The organism is Pseudonocardia benzenivorans CB1190, from assembly GCF_000196675.2.
Taxonomy (GTDB): Bacteria; Actinomycetota; Actinomycetes; order Mycobacteriales; family Pseudonocardiaceae; genus Pseudonocardia; species Pseudonocardia benzenivorans.
Window position 1 is genome coordinate 254,291 of sequence record NC_015312.1, and the last position, 18,968, is coordinate 273,258.

General features: G+C 73.0%; 16 protein-coding genes, 2 tRNA genes and 1 pseudogene. 8 read left to right on the forward strand and 11 right to left on the reverse strand.

What is annotated here, in order from left to right; translation table 11 throughout:
- Nucleotides 1-33: 33 nt before the first annotated feature.
- The 3 genes from PSED_RS01225 (at nucleotide 34) to PSED_RS01235 (ending at nucleotide 2,329) form a co-directional block, all read left to right on the forward strand.
- Complete coding sequence (locus PSED_RS01225) at nucleotides 34-2,013, forward strand: acetoacetate--CoA ligase (protein WP_013672452.1); 1,980 nt, start codon at nucleotides 34-36, stop codon at nucleotides 2,011-2,013.
- A gap of 100 nt (nucleotides 2,014-2,113) precedes the next feature.
- Nucleotides 2,114-2,203 (forward strand) — tRNA-Ser (locus tag PSED_RS01230).
- Nucleotides 2,204-2,253: 50 nt separating this feature from the next.
- Nucleotides 2,254-2,329 (forward strand) — tRNA-Arg (locus tag PSED_RS01235).
- A gap of 126 nt (nucleotides 2,330-2,455) precedes the next feature.
- Here the strand turns inward: PSED_RS01235 and PSED_RS01240 are convergent.
- Nucleotides 2,456-3,364: an NmrA/HSCARG family protein gene (locus PSED_RS01240; protein ID WP_013672453.1), complete on the reverse strand. Its 909-nt coding sequence runs from the start codon at nucleotides 3,362-3,364 to the stop codon at nucleotides 2,456-2,458.
- A gap of 96 nt (nucleotides 3,365-3,460) precedes the next feature.
- Between PSED_RS01240 and PSED_RS01245 the strand changes: the two genes are divergently transcribed.
- The gene (locus PSED_RS01245; RefSeq protein ID WP_013672454.1) at nucleotides 3,461-4,012 is read left to right on the forward strand and encodes a TetR/AcrR family transcriptional regulator; all 552 of its coding nucleotides are present in this window, start codon (nucleotides 3,461-3,463) and stop codon (nucleotides 4,010-4,012) included.
- A 20-nt stretch (nucleotides 4,013-4,032) separates the two neighbouring features.
- On the opposite strand, the gene PSED_RS01250 is transcribed toward PSED_RS01245, so the two are convergent.
- The 6 genes and pseudogenes from PSED_RS01250 to PSED_RS01275 form a co-directional block, all read right to left on the reverse strand.
- Complete coding sequence (locus tag PSED_RS01250; RefSeq protein ID WP_013672455.1) at nucleotides 4,033-5,334, reverse strand: cation:proton antiporter; 1,302 nt, start codon at nucleotides 5,332-5,334, stop codon at nucleotides 4,033-4,035.
- A 180-nt stretch (nucleotides 5,335-5,514) separates the two neighbouring features.
- The gene (locus tag PSED_RS01255) at nucleotides 5,515-5,985 is read right to left on the reverse strand and encodes a hypothetical protein (protein WP_013672456.1); all 471 of its coding nucleotides are present in this window, start codon (nucleotides 5,983-5,985) and stop codon (nucleotides 5,515-5,517) included.
- Between the two features lie 70 nt (nucleotides 5,986-6,055).
- Nucleotides 6,056-6,268: pseudogene (locus PSED_RS01260) on the reverse strand (FAD-dependent oxidoreductase); the annotation flags it as partial.
- A 61-nt stretch (nucleotides 6,269-6,329) separates the two neighbouring features.
- Nucleotides 6,330-6,695 carry a DsrE family protein gene (locus PSED_RS01265; protein WP_013672457.1) on the reverse strand — a complete coding sequence of 122 codons (366 nt, stop codon included), beginning with the start codon at nucleotides 6,693-6,695 and terminating at the stop codon, nucleotides 6,330-6,332.
- Nucleotides 6,692-7,075, reverse strand: coding sequence for a nuclear transport factor 2 family protein (locus PSED_RS01270; RefSeq protein ID WP_013672458.1), 384 nt, complete (start codon nucleotides 7,073-7,075; stop codon nucleotides 6,692-6,694). The genes PSED_RS01265 and PSED_RS01270 overlap by 4 nt, the downstream gene beginning before the upstream one ends.
- A gap of 97 nt (nucleotides 7,076-7,172) precedes the next feature.
- Nucleotides 7,173-8,747, reverse strand: a complete 1,575-nt coding sequence (locus PSED_RS01275; protein ID WP_013672459.1) for an HD domain-containing phosphohydrolase — start codon at nucleotides 8,745-8,747, stop codon at nucleotides 7,173-7,175.
- Nucleotides 8,748-8,911: 164 nt separating this feature from the next.
- On the opposite strand from PSED_RS01275, the gene ygiD reads away from it, so the two are divergent.
- Complete coding sequence (gene ygiD / locus PSED_RS01280; RefSeq protein WP_013672460.1) at nucleotides 8,912-9,817, forward strand: 4,5-DOPA-extradiol-dioxygenase; 906 nt, start codon at nucleotides 8,912-8,914, stop codon at nucleotides 9,815-9,817.
- Nucleotides 9,818-9,893: 76 nt separating this feature from the next.
- Here ygiD and PSED_RS01285 read toward each other — a convergent pair whose 3' ends face one another.
- The 4 genes from PSED_RS01285 to PSED_RS01300 all read right to left on the reverse strand — a co-directional run bounded on the left by PSED_RS01285 (nucleotide 9,894) and on the right by PSED_RS01300 (nucleotide 13,741).
- Nucleotides 9,894-10,388 carry a DUF1059 domain-containing protein gene (locus PSED_RS01285; protein ID WP_013672461.1) on the reverse strand — a complete coding sequence of 165 codons (495 nt, stop codon included), beginning with the start codon at nucleotides 10,386-10,388 and terminating at the stop codon, nucleotides 9,894-9,896.
- Between the two features lie 134 nt (nucleotides 10,389-10,522).
- Nucleotides 10,523-11,608: a FecCD family ABC transporter permease gene (locus PSED_RS01290; protein ID WP_013672462.1), complete on the reverse strand. Its 1,086-nt coding sequence runs from the start codon at nucleotides 11,606-11,608 to the stop codon at nucleotides 10,523-10,525.
- On the reverse strand, nucleotides 11,605-12,642 hold the full coding sequence (locus PSED_RS01295) for a FecCD family ABC transporter permease (protein ID WP_013672463.1): 1,038 nt from the start codon (nucleotides 12,640-12,642) through the stop codon (nucleotides 11,605-11,607). The genes PSED_RS01290 and PSED_RS01295 overlap by 4 nt, the downstream gene beginning before the upstream one ends.
- A 142-nt stretch (nucleotides 12,643-12,784) precedes the next feature.
- On the reverse strand, nucleotides 12,785-13,741 hold the full coding sequence (locus PSED_RS01300; RefSeq protein ID WP_143770315.1) for an ABC transporter substrate-binding protein: 957 nt from the start codon (nucleotides 13,739-13,741) through the stop codon (nucleotides 12,785-12,787).
- A 288-nt stretch (nucleotides 13,742-14,029) separates the two neighbouring features.
- Here PSED_RS01300 and PSED_RS01305 point away from each other — a divergent pair, with 288 nt between their 5' ends.
- The 3 genes from PSED_RS01305 to PSED_RS01315 are packed head-to-tail and all read left to right on the forward strand — an operon-like array spanning nucleotide 14,030 to nucleotide 18,909.
- Nucleotides 14,030-15,355 (forward strand): lysine N(6)-hydroxylase/L-ornithine N(5)-oxygenase family protein, encoded by a 1,326-nt coding sequence (locus PSED_RS01305; RefSeq protein WP_013672465.1) that lies wholly within the window; start codon nucleotides 14,030-14,032, stop codon nucleotides 15,353-15,355.
- Between the two features lie 9 nt (nucleotides 15,356-15,364).
- Nucleotides 15,365-17,074 (forward strand): ABC transporter transmembrane domain-containing protein, encoded by a 1,710-nt coding sequence (locus tag PSED_RS01310; RefSeq protein WP_041760282.1) that lies wholly within the window; start codon nucleotides 15,365-15,367, stop codon nucleotides 17,072-17,074.
- Nucleotides 17,074-18,909 carry an ABC transporter ATP-binding protein gene (locus PSED_RS01315; RefSeq protein WP_013672467.1) on the forward strand — a complete coding sequence of 612 codons (1,836 nt, stop codon included), beginning with the start codon at nucleotides 17,074-17,076 and terminating at the stop codon, nucleotides 18,907-18,909. The genes PSED_RS01310 and PSED_RS01315 overlap by 1 nt, the downstream gene beginning before the upstream one ends.
- Nucleotides 18,910-18,968 lie beyond the last annotated feature (59 nt).

Below are 18,968 nucleotides of genomic sequence, written 5' to 3' on the forward strand. Positions count from 1 at the left end.
CATCCGGGCGCGGCGCCGGGAAAACTCCGCGGAATGGAATCCGGAACACCCGAGGTCGTGTGGTCCCCGTCGCCTGCAGCGGCGGCGTCGAGCGAGATCGCGCGGTTCGCGCGGCACCTGCGGGAGAACCGCGGCGTGGACCTGCCCGACGACACCGACTACGCGGCGCTGCACGCCTGGTCCGTGGCCGACGTCGGTGCGTTCTGGGACGCCGCGGCCGAGTTCTTCGGGGTCCGGTTCCACGACGCGCCCACTGCGCCGCTCGGCTCCGACGCCATGCCCGGTGCCGAGTGGTTCCCGGGCGCCACGCTCAACTACGCCGAGCACGCGCTCAGCGACGGCCCCGGACGCGCGCCGGAGGACACGGCGATCGTCTTCGTCCGCGAGGACGGCCTGGAGCGCACCGTCACCCACGCCGAGCTGCGCGACGCCGTGGGCCGCGCGCGGGCCGGGCTCGTCCGTGCCGGCGTCGGCCGCGGCGACCGGGTGGTCGCGCTCGCGCCCAACTCCGTCGAGACGCTCGTCGCCTTCCTGGCGACGGCGAGCCTCGGCGCGATCTGGTCGTCGTGCTCCCCGGACTTCGGCGCCCGCGCCGTGCACGACCGCTTCGCCCAGATCGAGCCCACGGTGCTCTTCGCCGTCGACGGCTACGTCTACGGCGGCAAGCGGTTCGACATCCGCGAGAACGTCGCGGCGCTGCGCGGCCAGCTCCCGACGGTGACCACCACCGTGCTCGTCGGCTACCTCGACGAGGAGGCCACCCTCGACGGCACGACGACCTGGGCCGAGTTCACCGCCGAGCCCGGCCCGCTCGAGTACGAGTCGGTCCCGTTCGGGCACCCCCTGTGGGTCCTCTACTCGTCGGGGACGACGGGCCTGCCCAAGGGCATCGTCCACGGCCACGGCGGCATCCTTCTCGAACACATGAAGGCCCTGCAGCTGCAGGGCGACCTGCGCCCGGGCGACCGCTTCTTCTGGTTCACCACGACCGGCTGGATGATGTGGAACTACCTGATCGCCGGGCTTCTCGTCGGTGTGACGGTGATCCTCTACGACGGCAACCCCGGTCACCCGGACCTCGGCGCGCTCTGGCGGTTGGCCGAGAAGCACCGCGTCAAGTACTTCGGGACGTCCGCGCCGTTCATCCAGGCGTGCCTCAAGGCCGGCCTGCGGCCGCGCGACGAGGTCGACCTGTCGGCGCTGCGCACCGTCGGGTCCACCGGGGCGCCGCTGTCGCCGGAGGGATTCGCCTGGGTCGCCGACGCCGTGGGCGACGACCTGCAGATCGCCTCCGTGTCCGGCGGGACCGACCTCTGCGCCGCGTTCGTCGGCGCGGCCCCGACCGTCCCGGTGTGGCTGGGCGAGATCTCCTGTGCGGCGCTCGGGGCGGCCGTCGTCGCCTACGACGAGAAGGGCCAGGAGATCGAGGACGAGGTGGGGGAGCTCGTCGTCACGCGGCCGATGCCGTCGATGCCCGTGATGTTCTGGAACGACCCCGACGGGGCCAAGCTGCGGGCCGCCTACTTCGAGGACTACCCCGGCGTCTGGCGGCACGGCGACTGGGTGCGCCGTACCCCGCGTGGCTCCTACGTCATCTACGGCCGCTCGGACTCGACGCTCAACCGGGGCGGCGTCCGCATGGGCACGGCGGACTTCTACGCCGTCGTGGAGGGTTTCGACGGCGTCGCCGACTCGCTGGTGATCGACACCACAGAGCTGGGGGCGCGCGACGAGGGTGCCCTGCTGTGCTTCCTGGTGCTGACCGACGGGACCACGCTCGACGATGTCGAGGGCGACCTCCGCAAGGCACTGCGCTCGGAGCTCTCGCCCCGGCACGTGCCCGACCGGTTCATCGTCGTCGACGCGGTGCCGCGCACGCTGAACGGCAAGAAGTGCGAGGTCCCGGTGAAGAAGATCCTGGCGGGCGTGGCCGCCGACAAGGCCGTCAGCCGGGGGGCCCTGCAGAACCCCGACGCCCTCGCGCCGTTCCTGGAGATGGCCGCGTCCGGGTGATCGACGGGTGATCGTCACGGCGCCCCTCGGGGGGTGGGGGGTGTGCGAGGGGCGCCGGGGGGTTGTGTAAGGTTGTCCGTGCTGAGGCCGAGAGGCCCCGGGAGGCTTCGCCTAGTCTGGTCTATGGCGCCGCACTGCTAATGCGGTTTGGGGTCACCCCCCATCCCGGGTTCAAATCCCGGAGCCTCCGCGCAGGCGTGGCCGACTCCCGGGTCGGTCGCGGCGACAACTGAAGAGCACGCGCCCGTAGCTCAACGGATAGAGCATCTGACTACGGATCAGAAGGTTAGGGGTTCGAATCCCTTCGGGCGCACCAGGAACATCGCCCCGGTCGGCAGGAACGGCCGGGGCGATGTCGTTTCGATTGCGCTGTCGACTGCGCTTCGGGTGTGCTGGTCCGGAGCGTGGCGATCGGACGTGGCTCGTCGCCGTGGTCGACATGTCAGATCGGCTCCGCCTCGGACAGGTAGGTCGTGAAGGCCTCGGTCACGCCCGGCGTGTCGAGCCAGGCCCTGAAGCCGGTGAGGTCGGGGATCGTGGCACGGCAGGTCTGCAGCTCGGCCGCCGGACGGTCGGGGTCCCACATGCGGGCGATCGCGGCGGCACGTCGCGGATCTTGTGTGCGGACCTCGTCCAGCGGGATGCGCTCGTAGCGCACTGCCCGGCCGGTCGCTGCCGCGATGGCGGACGCGATCTCGGGTGCCGTCAGTTCGTCCGCGGCGATGTCCATGGCGCGACCGATCCAGTCGTCCGGCGCGGTGAGGGCGCGCGTCGCGATCGAGCCGATGTCGGGGACGCTGATGAGCTGTTCGACGACGTCCGGCGGGGCGGTGGAGGCGAGCCGGCCATCGGGGCGCAAGCCCCGGAACGGCCCGAGGTGGTTCTCCATGAATCCGACCGGCCGCAGGATGGTGGCCGGAACCTGCGTGGAGCGCAGGTAGTCCTCGAGCTCGGTCTTGGGGCGTGACAACGGGCTGAAGTCGGGCCGGTCCGCGCCCAGTCCGGAGGAGTAGACGATGTGCCCGACTCCGGCCCGCACGGCGGCGTCGATGATCGCCCGCCCGCGACGCAGTTCGTCGTCCGGACCGATGCCCGGCGTCACCTGCGGCGAGACGAAGCCGGGCTGATAGAGGAACAGGCCGGCGGCGCCCTGCAACGCCCGGGCGATGGCGTCGGCGTCGTCGAGCGATCCGGGGACGACCTCGGCTCCGGCGTCGGCGAGGCGGCGCGCGTCGTCCCGGCTCGGGTCGCGCACCACCGCGCGGACCGGGCTCCCGGCCGCGAGCGAGGCGCGTACCACCGCACTGCCCTGGCGCCCTGTAGCGGCGAGGACGGTGATCAGTTCGGACATGTCAGCTCCCCCGAGCGTCATCACGATAGGATCCGGGTTACGGAACCCGTTTCGAACGATACGGAATCTGAAACCCGCTTAGCAAGGGGGAATGAAATGTCCTCGGCCCGGGCGCCACGTGCCGACGCCGCGCGCAACCGCCAGCGCGTGCTCGACACGGCGAAGGAGGTCTTCGCCACGGAGGGCAGGAGCGCCGGCCTGCTGGACATCGCAGCCCGGGCCGGCGTCGGCGCGGGCACGGTCTATCGGCACTTCCCGACGAAGGAGGCTCTTTATGCAGCCGTCGTGTCCGCTCGCCTGACCGAGCTCCTCGACCGCGTGCCGAGCCTCCCCGACGACCCGCCGGGTCAGCGGTGTGTCGAGTTCTGGCGGCTGGCGGTCAGGCACGCCTGCGAGAACGCGGCGCTGTGCGACCTCATCACAGCGGGTGATCAGAAGCTGAACATCGATCCGGACGTGCGGCAGCGCTATGAGTCCGTGCTGGACGAGCTCGTCGGTCGGGCGCGCGACGTGGGCCGCCTCCGCGACAACCTGACGACGGCGGACGTCACCTCGCTGCTGGCTGCCGCCGTCACCGCTGAATCACGTCACCACGACGCGCCGCCGGGTCACCTGGCCGGTCTGATTTCGGCATCCGTCTTCACCTAGCCGTGCGGTCGTCGGTCCTCTCACGCGGGTTCCCGGTCCGGCCGGTCCTCCGGGTGGTGGCGACCGCCGAGGTCTCGCAGCCGGATCCGCGGCCGGCTCGAAGGGGCCTGCTCGGGGGCATTCGCCAACGTCGCGGCGTATGCCCCGTACCGGGTGGCGAACGGCGAGGCCGACAGGCCGTGCAGCAGAACGGAGAGCAGGATCGTCCAGGCGGCGGTCTGCAGGAGCAGCCCCCCACCGGCCGCGTGCTCGAGCTCCTGCCACGCGAGGAGCGTGAAGACGACCGACGCGAGTCCTCGCGGACCGAACCAGCCCATGAATCCCACGGTGACCGGTCTGAGCCGGGTCCCGATCAGGGAGAGCGCGACCGGCACCATCCTGATGACGGTGACGCTCAGGATCGCGTACACGACGGGGCGTGCCGAGAGCCCGTGGGTGAACAACTCGCCGAGGAAGAGCGCACCGAACACCGCCCACACGAGGAACGTGGCCGCCAGCCCGAGTGTCTCGGTGAAGCGGCCGGGCTCGGCGAAGCCGCGTTTCGTCACCGCGCCGAACAGCATCCCGCCGGCGAACGCCGCGACGAACCCGTTCCCGCCGATCGCGACGGAGCCCTCGTAGGCGAGCAGCGCCAGCGCGAGGATGGCGATCTGCTCCGACACGGGCGAGGTCCAGGCGCGGTCCTTGGCGAATGCGAGCAGCTTCCCGCCGAGGTATCCGACGACCAACGCCGCGACGAGCGCCAGGCCGATCTCCTTGAGGGCCTCGAGCCCCCACGCGCGGTCGCCGGCCCCTTCCTCCGCGGCGAGGACCGCGATGAACAGCGTGACGAAGGGAGTGGCGATCCCGTCGTTGAGGCCGCTCTCGACGTTGAGCGCCCGCCGGATCCGGGTCGGAACCAGCCTGTTGGTGACGACCGCCAGGCCGAGCGCGGTGTCGGTGGGCGCCAGGATGGTCGCGATCAACGCTGCCGCCGCCCAGGGGATCTCCGGGAACACGAGGTGAGCGACGAGTGCGCCCGCCACGATCGTCAGCGGCAGGCCGACGAACAGCAGTCGCGAGGGCAGGCCGGCATCGCCCTCGACCTCGCGCAGCCGCACCGTCGAGGCGTCGGAGAACAGCAGCAGGGCCAGCGTCAGCTCGGTGACGGTCAGAACCACCTCGTCGGTGACCGCCAGCGGGAGGACGTTCAGCACGGCGGGCCCGAGGATCGTGCCTGAGGCGACGAACACCATCGGGCCGGAGATCCACCAGCGATCCAGCTTCGACGACACGACGGTGTAGGCCACGACGACGACGGCGAGAGCGGTCAGGCCACCCATCGGCTCCCCCTTGCCGCGGCGTTCGACAGCACGACGACAGGCGGCGCGCCGCAGTACCCCCGGGCCGGCGGCTTCCGAGCGGGCACCGCGGCCATCATCCGGTGCGCACCCGCCCCGGCCGTCACGCGGAAAGTGTGAAGCCGACCCCCGTACGCCCTCGGCGCGTTGCCGCGGGCGGCGCTACGCGCGGGCCGCGTCCGGTTGGAGCGTCGCGTAGTGGGAGGTGATGCGGCGCACCGTCCGGCCGTCGTGCAGGAACAGCTGGGTGAGGGCGGGCGGGCAGTGCAGCGGCTGGTCGGAGGGGTTGTGCAGCCGCAGATCGACGACCGTGAGCCCGGCGCCCGCGGTGACGCCCAGTGGTTCGGCGCGGATGCCGTCGTCGAACTCCGAGGCGAGTGCCGCGGCGAAGCGCGCACGGTCGCGGCGGCGGACGCCGTCGAACAACTGGTACTCGACGTCGACGGCCAGGTGGTCGTTGAGCGCGCGGGTGTCGCCGGTGCGTTGGAACGCGGTCATCGCCGCGCCGAGCCCCTCGGCGTAGCGGCGGGCGCGGGCCCGGTCGGGGTGCGCCTGTGCGGCGGTGGCCAGCAGGGCGTCGGCGAGCCGGCGGTGGCCCGCGTGCAGGCGGCTGCGCACGGTGCCGACGGGCACCCCGCACGACGCCGTCGACCTCCGGCAGACGACCCTGCAGGACGACCGGGCCGGCGTCGAACCGGACCGTCCGCGCCGGCGGGGTCCCCGCCGCGCGGAGGCGTTCGAGCAGCCCCCACCGGTGCAGCCGGGCACCGCCCGGGACCTGCACCTGGTGCGTCGAGACCGTGTCGCTGGGGAACCGCGCGCGGTCCAGGGCGAGCACCGACAGCCCGCGGCGCGCCAGCAACAGTGCCGTCGAGGCACCGGCGACCCTGGTGCCGACCACGATGACATCCACCATGACGAGGAGATGCCGCGGGGCGCCGGAAAGTTCGCCGATGCCGACGGTTCACGCGGACGGATCAGTAGCTGAAGGTCGTGGCGCCCTCGTCACCGATCCACCGCCACATGGGCACGGTGCCGCCGACCTCGGCGCCGTCGATGAACCCGGTGCCGTCGAGGCCCTTGGCGTCGACGCAGATCGGGCACGCGAGGTAGGTCCCGCCCGCGGCGCGATAGCGCTTCATCAGCGTCTCCAGGGGAGGACAGCCGGTGCACGCCGTGCCGGTCGCCGTCCCGGGCACCACGAGGCGCACGGCCTCCTTGGTGAGGAACATGAGCGTGGGGCGGCCCTCCTCGGCCGCGCCGACCGCGACGAGGAACGCCACGGTGACCCGCTCGGGGTCCTCCAGGCCGGTGGTGAGGCTGATGACCGCCTTGCCCGTCATCGCGCACCCCCGTGCATCCAGCCGGAGCAGAGCAGGTCGACGGCGTCGAGCCGCCCGTCGCCGCTGACGAACAGGTGCTGCTCGACGAGCCGGGACGCACCGGTCGGGGTGGTCAGCCGCAGCCGCCACCGCAGGCAGGCCTTGCCGGCGATCGTGCTGATCGCGGCGTCGACCACCTCGAGCTCGTCGGGTTCGCCGAACCAGCCGCGGAACCGGTCGGTGGCCGCTTCGGGACCGGTGGTCTCGACGGGCCCCCGGGGCAGCAGCGCCCGGAACCGCACGGCGTCGGTGAAGCAGTCGTGGACAGCGGGAAAGTCCTGCGCGGCAACGGCTTCGACGAGCCGTCCCGCGGTGGTGAGTGGTGGGCCGAGGGTCTGCACGGGATCTCCTCCGATCGATGACGAGTGATGGAGGTAGCGTCGCCGGACCGGGGCGGGGTCGCCTCGGGTGTTCACCCGAAGTTTCGGCGCGCCGCCCTCAGCCCTGGACCGGGTCGCCGACGAGGCCGTGGCGCATCGCGAACATCGCCGCCGCACCCCGTGTCGAGACCCCGATCTTGGTGTAGACGTGCTCGACGTGGCTGCCGACGGTGCGGGGCGCGAGGCTCAGTTCGGCGGCGATGGCCCGGTTGGAGAGCCCGCGCGCCACGAGTCCCAGTACCTGCGCCTCGCGCGGGCTCAGGCCCGCGGGCAACGCGGGGCGCCGCCGGACGCGGTGGCCCGCGGCGGCCAGCACCGCGTTGACGGCCTCGCCGTCCAGACGTCCGGCGGCGGCATCGGCACGCAGCAGCGTCTGCGCCGCGGCCGGTTCGGCGGCCGGGCGGTGCGGCCTCGGCTCGACCGCCGTCCGGTAGCGGACGGCGGCGGCGAGGACCCGCGCGGTGATCGGCATGGCGTCGGCCCGCAGCCCCCGCGGGTAGCCCGAGCCGTCGAGCCGCTCGTGGTGCAGCGCGGCGAGCGTCCCCAGCTCCGCCAGCTGCGGTACCCGCGCCAGCGTCCGTTCGGTCAGGTAGGGGTGCATCCGGACGCGCTCCCACTCGCCCGCGCTCAGCGGCCCCGGCTTGTCCCACACCCCGCTCGACACCCCGTGCACCCCGAGGTCGTGCACCAGCGCTGCCCGCTCGACGAGCGTCACGTCGGCGTCGGGGAGACCCATCCTGCCGGCGGCGTCGGCCGCGAGTGCCGCGACGGCGGCGGAGTGGCCGAGGAAGCAGGGCGCCTTGAGGTCGGCGTAGTCGCCGAAGACGCGCAGGGCGTCGGTCAGCTCGTCCTCGGTCAGCGCGGGGGACTCGGCGGGCGACCCGTCGTCGAGGACGGACTGCCACGCCGACACCGCGTCGAGACCGTCGAACACCTCGTCGGCGTGCGCGCAGACGAGGTCGACGAGGTCGGGGTCGAACTCGGTGCCCCGGCGTGACCGCAGCATCGCGGTGGCGGCGCCGACGCCCCCGGCCCGGTGGTGCTGCTCGGTGTCGTCGGCGACGTGGACGACGCGGATCACCGGGTCGATCGCCGCGGCGCGCAGCCGTCCGGGCACACCGCGGCCGTCCCAGCGCTCGAAGGCCTGACCCAGGGCCCGCCCGATGTCGTCGGGCAGGCCGAGCCGCTCGGCGATGTCCGCCGTGGTCCGGCAGTGGGTGATCATCGAGCCCATCGCCTCGCCGACGCCGCCCGCGACGAGGAACCGCCCGATCGCCGTCAGCCGCCGCGCCGGCCCGGCGTCCCGTCCGACCTGCTCGACGAGGAAGCGCAGCATCGGCAGGCCCGCCTTGTCGACGGCGTAGCTCTCGGCGCGCAGCCGGCGGTCGTCGCCGAACCAGTGGGCCATCTCGTGCGAGTCGGCGACGCAGCCGACCCAGGCGAGCAGCGAGGTGTAGAAGACGGCGTCCTGCTGGGCGGCCGACAGAACGGCGAGGCGGGCCAGCCGCCGGGCGATGACGGTCTGGCGCAGGACGTGTTCCTCCGGCAGGCCGAGCCCGAGATCGGTCGCCAACGACAGCGCCGCCACGAGTTCGGCCTTGCGCACCCCCGACGGCAGGCCGCCCGTCGTCATGAGCGTCGAGCGTAGCGGCGGCGGCCGGGCGGCGGATCCACGAACACACGCGGGCCGTCGACGACGCTCGGGTGGGCTCCGGGCCGCCCGACGCGGCAGACTGCGGTGTGCCGACCGGCACGTGCACCCGCGCGGGCCGCTGGTCGACCGGATCGGAGGACGCCATGACGTTGCCGGCCGACGGCAGCCACCAGGCGACGGCGGGGGGCGGTGCGCCGCTGATGCCGGCCGCGTTCTTCGGCCACGGCAACCCGATGAACGCGCTGTCGGACAACAGGTACACCGCCGCGTGGCGCGCGTTCGGGAAGGCCGTGCCCCGCCCGCGTGCGATCCTCGTGGTCAGCGCGCACTGGTACATCAACGCCACCGCCGTCACCGCGATGCCGCGGCCCCGCACGATCCACGACTTCTACGGCTTCCCGCAGGAGCTGTTCGAGGTGGAGTACCCCGCTCCGGGGATGCCGGAGCTGGCCGCCGAGATCGCCGACGTCGTCGAACCCACCTGGGTCGGGGCCGACGTCGACAGCTGGGGCATCGACCACGGCACCTGGTCGGTGCTCGTGCACGCGTTCCCCGACGCGTCGATCCCCGTCGTGCAGCTGAGCATCAACGCCGACAAGCCGCTGGACCACCACCTCGAGCTGGGCGCGAAGCTCCACGCACTGCGCACCCGCGGGGTGCTGGTCGTGACCAGTGGGAACGTCGTCCACAACCTTCGCGGGATGGACTGGAAGCTCACCGACGAGGGCTTCGACTGGGCGCGCCGCTTCGACGAGGCGGCCAGGGAGCGCATGCTGGGTGACCCGACGCGCTTCGCCGCCCTCGACGCGCACGCCGACTACGGGCACGCCGTCCCCACCCCCGACCACTTCATCCCGGCGCTGTACCTCGCGGGCCTCGCCGATGCGGCCGGCGAGGCGAGCGACACCAGGGTGCTGGTCGACGGGTACGCCTACGGCTCGTTGTCGATGACCGCCTACACGTTGGGCCTGTCCTGCCCGGCGACGGCGTCGGTGGGCGGGTCTCCGCGGCCGCCCGACGACGTCCCGCCCGACGGCTCCAACATCTGAGCTCCGGGCGGCGCGTTCCGCGGGTCGCCCGCCGCGCGAGCGGGCACTCTCGGCGCGGCGGGCGGATCGTGCCTGGTCAGAACGCTCGTACCTCGCGCACGTCGAGGTCGCGGAAGACCGGGTCCCCGTCGCAGAGCGCGCGCAGCTGCTCGGCGATCCGGCTGGTCGCGGGGTGCTTCGAGTTGACGGCCGCCTGCTCGGCGTCCGGGAACCCGACCACCTGGACGAAACGCCTCGGGTCGGACCGGTCCGCCCCGACGATGCCCCAGACGGCCGTCCGGTCGGTGCCGATCGCCTCCAGCCACTCCTGCTCGATGTCGGCGATCTCGTCGATCCGGTCGGTGGTGAACTCGATGAGCTGTACGAACGCGCCCGGCTCCACGTCGATCGCGGCGGCCTCGGTCAGCGCGGTGCGCAGCCCCTGCCGCAGCTCGTCGTCGTCGACGTGTCCGTGCACGTCGACCGCGTGGGCGGCCGCCGCCCGCAGCACCTCGTCGGGCTCGCCGCTGATGGTCAGCGAGCAGTTCGACTCGCTGGGGATCGACCGGCAGTCGAGAGTCACCCTGGCCACGTTCCCACCTCCACACTCGGGCCGAACCCCGGCGCGAGGGCACCGGGACACCGACCCAAGCCCTCTCGTCCGGTCGTGTCGATAGGCGGATCCGGTCTCCCCGTACGGCGGAGGCACGGCGCACCCGTCGGGTGTCACACCCGGGCGCGCCGGTGCCCGTAGGTGAGCAGCCACATCAGGTAGGGGGCGCCGAGCGCCGCGGTGACGGTCCCGACGGGGAGCTCGGTCGGGAGCACCGTCCGGGCGACGACGTCGGAACCCAGCAGCAGGAGCGCACCGAACACCGCCGACGTCAGCAGCGGTGGCCGGGCGGACGCGACGAGCCGCATCGCCACCTGCGGGACGACGAGTGCGACGAAGTCGATCGGCCCGGCGCTCGCGGTGGCGACCGCCGCCGCCGTGACGGCGACGAGCAGCGCGAGCGTCCGCTGCCGGTCGACGCGCATCCCGAGGCCGCCCGCGGCGTCGTCGCCGAGCTGCATCGCGCCCAGCCCGAAGGAGAGCGCGAGCGCGACCGGGAGCAGGACCGCGACCGTGGCCGCCACGGGCCAGACCTGCGCCCAGTCCCGGCCGTTGAGGCTGCCCGTGAGCCAGATGGTCGCCTTCGACGCATCGTTGAGGTCGGCGATGACCAGCAACCACGAGGTGAGCGCCGCGGCGACGGCCCCGACACCGACGCCGACGAGGATCAGCCGGTTGCCCTCCACCCCCTTGCGCCAGGCGAGCGCATAGATCACGAGCGCGGTGAGCAGCCCGCCCACGAGTGCCGCGAACGGCAGGCTGCCCGTGCCCCAGAGCCAGGTCGCGAGCGGGAAGCTGCCGCCGAGCACGATGACGGCGACGGCGGTCGTCGAGGCGCCCGTCGTGATGCCGAGGATGTCGGGGCTCGCGAGCGCGTTGCGGGTGACGGTCTGCGTGATCGCCCCGGACAGCCCGAGCGCGGCGCCGACGAACACCGCGGTCAGCGAGCGCGGGAGGCGGAGGTCGAGTACGACGAACTGCTGGCCGGGGTCGCCGCCGCCGAGGAGCACGCGCAGCACGTCGAGGACCCCGATGCGGTACTCCCCGAGGCCGACGTTGACGGCCAGCATGAGCAGCGTCGCGGCCAGGCCCAGCAGGGTGACCAGCACGATCCGGGGCCGCCACACGCCGGAGAACCTGCGGTAGCGCACGGGGGTGCGGCCGGGGATCAGCACGTCGTCGGCCTCGAGCAGCTTCACAGCGACGCCAGCTTCCGACGGCGCACCAGCAGCACGAAGAACGGCGCGCCGACGACCGCGAGCACGATCCCGACCTGCAGCTCTCCCGGCCGGGCGACGAGGCGGCCGACGACGTCCGCGCCGAGGAGCAGCACGGCCCCCGCCAGCCCGGACGTCGGGACGAGCCAGCGGTGGTCGGGCCCGGTGAAGAACCGGCAGACGTGCGGCACGACGAGCCCGACGAACCCGATGGGCCCGCAGGCGGCCGTCGCGCCCCCGGCCAGCAGGGTGATCGCCACGAGGCCGATGACGCGGATCATCCCGACGTTGGCCCCGAGGCCGCGGGCGACGTCCTCGCCGAGGTTGAGCAGGTTGAGCCCGGGTGCGTTGGCCAGCGCCAGGACGACCCCGGCGACGAGGAACGGCGCGATCTGCACGACGATGTCCCCGCCGCGACCGGCGAGGGCCCCGACCGACCAGAACCGGAAGACGTCGAGCGTCTGGCGGTCGCCGAGCACCAGTGCGGTCGTCATGGCGCCCAGGAACGCGCTGACGGCCACGCCCGCGAGCGCCAGCGTCACCGGTGTCGGGCCGTCGGGGCTGAGGGTGCCGAGCATGAACACCAGCACGCTCGCGCCGAACGCGCCGACGAAGGCGAACCAGACGTAGCCGTAGAGGCTGGTGATCCCGAGTGCGTAGACGCTGACCACGACGAGCAGGGCCGCACCCGCACTGACGCCGAGCAGACCGGGGTCGGCGAGCGGGTTGCGGGTGTGTCCCTGCATGAGTGCGCCGCTGATGCCGAGCGCGACGCCCACGGCGATCCCGAGGATCGTCCGGGGCACCCGCAGCGACAGGACGATGAAGTCGAGGTCGCTGCCGGTGGGGTCGGTCAGTGCCGACCAGACGGCCGCTGGCGGCAGCGAGCGCGACCCGAGGAGGAGGCCGGCCGCCGCGACGACGACGAGCAGCGCGAGTAGTACGACGATGATGCCGATCCGGCGGGCACGGGTGCCGCGACCGCGTTCGACCGACGCGGTGGTGGTCTGGGCCACCGGGCCTCCGGGTGGTGTGGTGGGTGTCGGTGCGTCAGGGGTGCCCGGCGTGTCCGGGCGTGGCCGCCGCCGGGGGGACGTCCCGGCGGCGGCCGGTGCCGCACCCGCGCCGCGCGGGGCACGGGTAGATCAGGCGGGTAGATCAGGCATTGGACAGGTCCGCGACGGGCTTGCCGCCCACCGCGTTGGCGAGCTGCGGCACGACCTTGTCGATCGCGTACAGCAGCGCGCTCGGGCCGCTGTAGGACAGCGCACCGCCGAGCGGGGAGTCGAACGTCGTGTACAGCGTCCGGTCCTCCTGGACGACGTTGAGCCGGTCGAAGCCCGGCGAGCCCGCCATCTGTGCCTTCGTGGCGCCGGCGACGAACAGCACGTCGCGGTCGAGCAGGTTCAGGTTCTCCTGGCTGACGTCGCCCTTGGCGTCCTGTGCGGCGAAGCCGAGCGCGTCGAACAGCGCGCGCCGCGGGTCGCCCTTGGGGATGAGGTAGTGCCCGCCGTCCTCGGGGCCGTAGTCGACGACGAGCACCTTGCCGGCGAACCCGGGGTTGTCCGCCTTGGCCTTGTCGATCGCGCCCTTCACCTTGGTGACGAGGGCCTGCGCCTCCTGGTCCTTGCCGAGCACCTTGCCCGTGAGCAGCAGCTGGGCGTCCCAGGGCGTCTCCTCGTCGGGGAACTGGCTGGGCTGCAGGACGGTCGGCGCGATCTTGGAGAGCCGCTCGTACGTCGGCTGGTCGAGGGTCTCGTAGATCGCCAGGATGACGTCGGGCTGGGCGGCGGCGAGCGCCTCGTAGTCGATCTCGCCGTCCTTCATCTCGGTCACGCCCTTGCCGTCGGTCTCCTGCTCGACCCACGGCAGCTTGTTGTAGCTGTCGAACCAGCCGCGGGTGAGAACCGGCTGGACGCCCAGTGCGAGCACGAAGTCCTGGTCGTTGTAGCCGACCGTCGCGACCTTCGTCGGGTTCGCCGGCACGGTGACCGCCCCGTATTTCTGCTCGATCGTGACCGGTGCCGCCGCCGCGGTGCTCGGGGGCGGTGCATCGTCGCCTGCCGTCGATCCGCAGGCCGACAGACCGACCGTGAGCAGCAGTGCGGCGACCATTCCCAGGGACCGTGCACCGCTGCGGCGGACGCGGCCGCGGCGCACGTCAGAGGGAACCAGGAACCTCGGTCTCATAGCCTCTCCTTCGCAAAGTTAGCTGAGGCTAGCATTAGGAACTCGCCCGACAACACGATCGATCACGGCGTTCGGGGGCCCCTTCCGGCCGGGCATGTCCCCTCGCGGCCCGGGGACCTCGTGCAGGGCTTGGGAATCCGACGTGCTCTGTGTCACGCTTGCCCGGTTCACGGAGTCTCAGGTTAGGCTTACCTGAAATTCAGGAAGGTGGTCATGGCGCTCGTCATTTCCGGCGGCTCGATGCCGCCCGAGGTCACTCGACCGCACGCAGGGGGTTCGGAGCCCTTGGACCTCGTCGGGATCGGGTTCGGACCCTCGAACCTGGGGCTCGCGATCGCGATCGAGGAGCACGTCGCAGACGGTGGGCACCCCGTTCGTGCCGAGTTCGTGGAGGCCCAGGAACGCTTCGGCTGGCACACCGGGATGCTCCTGCCCGGGACGACGATGCAGATTTCCTTCCTCAAGGATCTGGCCACGCAGCGCAATGCGCGCAGCAGGTACAGCTTCGTGAACTACCTCTCCGAACGCGGTCGACTCACCGATTTCATCAATCTCCAGAACTTCTTCCCGACACGGGTGGAATTCCACGACTACCTGACCTGGGCCGCCGAGTCGGTGTCGGCGCGGGTGCGGTACGGGACGCGCGCGGTCGCCGTCCACGACGTCGACGGCGCGCTCGAGGTCGTCGCGGACGGCCCGGACGGCCGAATCTCCCTGCGCACGCGCAACGTCGTCCTCGCCGGGGGGCTCACGCCCCGCTTGCCCAGCGGGGTTCGGCCCAGCGCCCGGCAGTTCCACAACCACCGCCTGCTGGCCCGACTCGCGGAGCTGCCCGAGCCGACGCACCGGCGCTTCGTCGTGGTCGGATCCGGACAGAGCGCCGCGGAGGTCACCGAGCACCTCCTGGACCGCTTCGAGTCGGCCGAGGTGCACGGCGTGTTCAACCGGTACGGGTACAGCCCCGCCGACGACAGCCCCTTCGCGAACCGGGTCTTCGACCCCGCCGCCGTCGACGACTTCTACGTCGCCGAACCGGCCGTGCGCCGCCAGCTGCTCGAGTACCACCGCGGCACCAACTACTCCTGCGTCGACCTCGACCTCATCGAGAGCCTCTACCGCCGCGAGTACTCCGAGCGGGTCGGGGGGACGCGACGGCTGTTCCTGCGCGGCGCCAGTCGGATCCGCAGCGCGGTGGAGACCGCCGACGGCGTGCGGGTCCAGATCGAGCACAACCCGACGCGCACGGTCGACACGCTCGACTGCGACGCGGTCGTGTACGCCACCGGCTTCGACCCGATGCCGCTGCGCGACCTGCTGTCCGGGGTGTGCGACCCGCAGGCCCTCGCGGGCGAGCCCGCGGTGAGCCGGGACTACCGGCTGCTGACCCGGACGGAGCTGTCCGGGAACATCTACCTGCAGGGCGGCACCGAGCACACGCACGGGCTGTCGTCGTCGCTGCTGTCGAACATCGCCGTGCGGTCGGCCGAGATCCTCCAGTCGATCACGACGGCACTGGCGTCGACCGGGGACCGCGCGTAGATGCCCGAGATGACCGGTTCGCGAGTGCTCCTGACGGGGATCTCCCGCAACCGCCGTTGGCTGACCCTCGGGTCGGCGATGTACGGCGGGCACCAGATCTGCGAGGCGCTGGTCCCCGTCGTCATCGGTGTGATCATCGACCGGGCGGTCGCGACGGGTGACGTCGCGCAGCTGGTCGTCTGGGTGGCCGTGCTGGCGGTGCTGTTCCTCGTGCTGTCGCTGATGTGGCGGTTCGGCGCGCGGCTGCTCACCTACGCCGAGGCCGGCGAGGGCGCCAACCTGCGGATCGAGGTCGCCGGCACGATCCTGCGGCCCCGCGGCGTCCGCACCGACCTGCGGTCGGGCGAGCTGCTGACCATCTCCTCCAGCGACGCGGACAACGCCTCCTACTTCCTGGACTACATCCCGCGGATCGTCGCCTCGCTCACCGCCGTCACGGTCTGCGCCGTGACGCTGCTGCTCATCGACGTGCCGCTCGGTCTCGGCGTCGTGCTGGGCACACCGCTCGTGCTGGTGGTGCTGCAGCTGTCCGAGCCGCTGATCACCCGCCGCATCCAGCACCAGCAGGAGACGGCCGGCCGCGCCGCCGCGGTGGCGACCGACCTGGTCGCCGGGCTGCGGCCGTTGCGGGGCATCGGGGCGCACGAGCCGGCGAGCCGCCGCTACCGGGAGGTCAGCAGGCGGTCGCTGCGGGCGACGCTGCGCGCCGCGCGCACCCAGCGCGGCTTCGAGGGGATCTCGGCGACGCTGTCCAACCTGCTGGCTGCGGGCATCGCGATCGCGGCGGGCTGGCTGGCGCTCGACGGCGCGATCACCATCGGCCAGTTCGTCACCGTGATCGGGCTCGCGCAGTTCCTCGTCGAGCCGCTGGCCCAGCTCACCGTGGTGCCGAGCTGGATCGCCGAGGCGAGGGCGTCGGCCAACCGGGTCGCGATGGTGCTCTCGGCGCCCCCGCTCGTGCCCGACGACACCGCGGAGCTGCCCGCGCCGCCGCACGGCCTCGACGTCACCGGCCTGCACTACGGGAGCCTGCAGGGACTCGAGCTGTCGGTCGCCCCGGGTGAGCTCGTCGGGGTCGTCGCACCGCGGGCGGCCGACGCCGAGGCGCTGGTGACCGTGCTGGCCGGACAGCTCGCCCCGGAGGACTACCGCGGCACGGTCGCGGTCGCCGGGGTCGACGTCGCCGTCGCGGGGCACCGCGCGGCGCGGGCGGCGCTGCTCGTCGAGCCGCACACCACCGACGTCTTCACCGGCACGCTGCGCTCCAACATCGTCGTCGGGGACGACGAGGGCAGCCGGCCCGACGACCCGGACCTCCTCGACGCCGTGCTGCGCGCCTCGGCCGCCGACGACGTCGTCGAGGTCCACGCCGACGGGCTGGACACGCCCGTCTCCGAACGCGGCGCCAGCCTGTCGGGCGGCCAGCGGCAGCGGGTCGCGCTGGCCCGGGCGCTGCACACCCGGCCGCCGGTCCTGGTGCTGCACGACCCGACCACGGCGGTCGACCCCGTCACCGAACAGACGATCGCGCGGGGCCTGCGCGCGCTGCGCCACGGACCGGGCCGGGGCGGCACGACGCTGCTGGTGACCTCCAGCCCCATCCTGCTCGCGACCGTGGACCGGGTCGTGGTCGTCGACGACGGCGTCGTGCGCACCTCCGGGACCCACGACGAGCTGGTCGACCGCGACGACGACTACCGCAGGGCGGTGTTGCGCTGATGACCGCCGTGACGGAGACCGTCGCCACCCCCGACCGGCGGACCCTGCTGCCGGTCGCCGGTGCCCGCGAGTCGTGGTCGTGGCTCGCGGGCGAGCTGCGCCACCACCGGGCGCTGGCCGCGCTCACGCTGTTCGTCGGGATCGTCGCCGCCGCGGCGGCCGTGCTGCCGTCCTACGTCTTCGCCGCGCTAGTCGACGGCGTGCGCGACCGGGGGCCGACGTCGACGATCGTGATGATCTCGGTCGTCCTCGTCGTCGCCGCCGTGGTCGGCGGCGTGCTCAGCGGCGTCGCGGCCTACCTGACCAGCAAGCTCGGCGAGTCGGTGCTGGCGACGATGCGCGAGCGCGTCGTCGCCAGGGCGCTGACGCTGCCCACGCCCGTGCTGGAGAAGGCCGGCAAGGGCGATCTGCTCTCCCGCATCGGCGACGACGTCAACACCATCGGCCGCGCGGTCACCGACGTCCTGCCGAAGGTCATCTCGTCGCTGCTGATCGCCGTGCTCGGGTTGGTGGCGATGGCCGGGCTGGACTGGCGGCTCGGCCTGGCCGGGCTCGTCGCGGTGCCGTTCTACCTGGTGGCGCTGCGCTGGTACCTGAGGCGGTCGGCGCCGCTGTACGCGCAGGAGCGCAAGGCCGTCGGTGCCCGGTCCCAGGCGCTGATGGAGAGCATGATCGGCGCCCGGACGGTGCACGCGTACCGGCTGGAGCGTCCGCACCTGGCCGAGATCGACGCCGCCGCGATCCGCGCGCGCGACCTGAGCATCGGGATCGTCACGCTGTTCACCCGCTTCGTCGGGCGCACCAACCGGGCCGAGTTCGTCGGCCTGTCGGTCGTGCTCGTCATCGGGTTCGTGCTGGTCCGGGCCGACGTCGCGACGGTCGGCGCCGCGACGGCCGCCGCCCTGCTGTTCCACCGGCTCTTCGATCCGGTGGGCACCGCGCTGCACAGCTTCGACGAGGTGCAGTCGGCCGGGGCCTGCCTCGCGCGCCTCGTGGGCGTCGTGCGGATCCCGGACGACACGCGCGCGGGCGCGCAGCCCGGCGGGACGCCCGCCGACGCGTCGCTCGAGCTGGTCGACATCGCCTTCGGCTACGAGCCCGGTGCCCCCGTCCTGCACGGTGTGACGCTGCGGATCGAGCCGGGGGAACGGCTGGCCCTCGTCGGGTCGACAGGCGCGGGCAAGACGACGCTCGCCGCGATCGCCGCCGGTCAGCTCGTGCCCGACCGGGGCGTCGTCCGGCTCGGCGGGATCGACCTGGCCGCGCTCACCCCGGAGCAGGTGCGCGCGCAGGTGGCGATCGTCAGCCAGGAGGTGCACGTGTTCGCGGGCCCGCTGGCCGACGACGTCCGGCTCGCCCGGCCGGACGCGACGGACGAGGAGGTGCGCGACGCGCTCGCCCGGGTCGGCGCGCTCGAGTGGGTCGACGCGCTGCCCGACGGGATCGCCACGGAGGTCGGGGAGGGCGGCCGCGAGCTGACCGCGGCACAGGCCCAGCAGCTGGCACTGGCCCGGCTCGTGATCTGCGACCCGCCGGTCGCGATCCTCGACGAGGCCACCGCCGAGGCGGGCAGCCTCGGCGCCCGCGGGCTCGAACAGGCCGCCGCGGCGGCGACCGCCGGCCGCACGACGATCGTCGTCGCGCACCGGCTCACGCAGGCCGCCACCGCCGATCGGATCGTCGTCATGGAGGACGGGCGGGTGGTGGAGAGCGGCACGCACTGCGACCTGCTCGCCCACGACGGCCGGTACGCGCAGCTGTGGACGGCGTGGCGGTCGCAGGCCGTCGACGTCGTCCCGGCCGCGCCCGGCACGGCCCACGTGCCCGACGCCTGACGCCGCGTCGCCACCGATCTCGTTCTGCCGCAACGAACCTCGATCGTCTGAGGTACCTG

Bases quoted from the DNA above. Each gene is read 5' to 3' on its own strand.
- ygiD (WP_013672460.1), top strand. From the start codon at position 8,912: ATGACGTTGCCGGCCGACGGCAGCCACCAGGCGACGGCGGGGGGCGGT.
- PSED_RS01265 (WP_013672457.1), bottom strand. From the start codon at position 6,695: ATGACGGGCAAGGCGGTCATCAGCCTCACCACCGGCCTGGAGGACCCC.
- PSED_RS01225 (WP_013672452.1), top strand. From the start codon at position 34: ATGGAATCCGGAACACCCGAGGTCGTGTGGTCCCCGTCGCCTGCAGCG.
- PSED_RS01275 (WP_013672459.1), bottom strand. From the start codon at position 8,747: ATGACGACGGGCGGCCTGCCGTCGGGGGTGCGCAAGGCCGAACTCGTG.
- PSED_RS01240 (WP_013672453.1), bottom strand. From the start codon at position 3,364: ATGTCCGAACTGATCACCGTCCTCGCCGCTACAGGGCGCCAGGGCAGT.
- PSED_RS01310 (WP_041760282.1), top strand. From the start codon at position 15,365: ATGACCGGTTCGCGAGTGCTCCTGACGGGGATCTCCCGCAACCGCCGT.
- PSED_RS01245 (WP_013672454.1), top strand. From the start codon at position 3,461: ATGTCCTCGGCCCGGGCGCCACGTGCCGACGCCGCGCGCAACCGCCAG.
- PSED_RS01305 (WP_013672465.1), top strand. From the start codon at position 14,030: ATGGCGCTCGTCATTTCCGGCGGCTCGATGCCGCCCGAGGTCACTCGA.
- PSED_RS01250 (WP_013672455.1), bottom strand. From the start codon at position 5,334: ATGGGTGGCCTGACCGCTCTCGCCGTCGTCGTCGTGGCCTACACCGTC.
- PSED_RS01300 (WP_143770315.1), bottom strand. From the start codon at position 13,741: ATGGTCGCCGCACTGCTGCTCACGGTCGGTCTGTCGGCCTGCGGATCG.
- PSED_RS01315 (WP_013672467.1), top strand. From the start codon at position 17,074: ATGACCGCCGTGACGGAGACCGTCGCCACCCCCGACCGGCGGACCCTG.